This is a genomic window from Natrialba sp. PRR66 (genome assembly GCF_034808065.1).
Lineage (GTDB): Archaea > Halobacteriota > Halobacteria > Halobacteriales > Natrialbaceae > Natrialba > Natrialba aegyptia.
Map to the genome: position 1 here is coordinate 1 of NZ_JAXHGN010000093.1, position 275 is coordinate 275.

Here is a 275-nt window from a genome sequence, read left to right on the forward strand (position 1 = left end):
TTAGCGCGTAGTGGTACGGCGGCAACTCGACCTGCCGGTCGAGCGTGAACGGTGCGGCTGGAAGTACGGCATCTTCAGTTTCTCTCGGCGTCATCCGAAGTTCCGTCGGGGGTCCCCGAGGTTCAGTCCCGACAGTCGTCGTTTCACGCGGGCGATCATGCCAGTTGACGATGACCAGGCTTCCGCCAGGTTCGATCACCCGGAACGCTTGCTCGACCAACCCCGACTGGTCGTCGACGCCGTGGAACGTGTTTGCCACGACGAGCGTGCTGACT

1 pseudogene is annotated in these 275 nt (G+C 62.5%); it reads right to left on the reverse strand.

Annotated elements, in window-relative coordinates:
• Positions 1 to 275: pseudogene (locus SM755_RS23610) on the reverse strand (SAM-dependent methyltransferase); the annotation flags it as partial.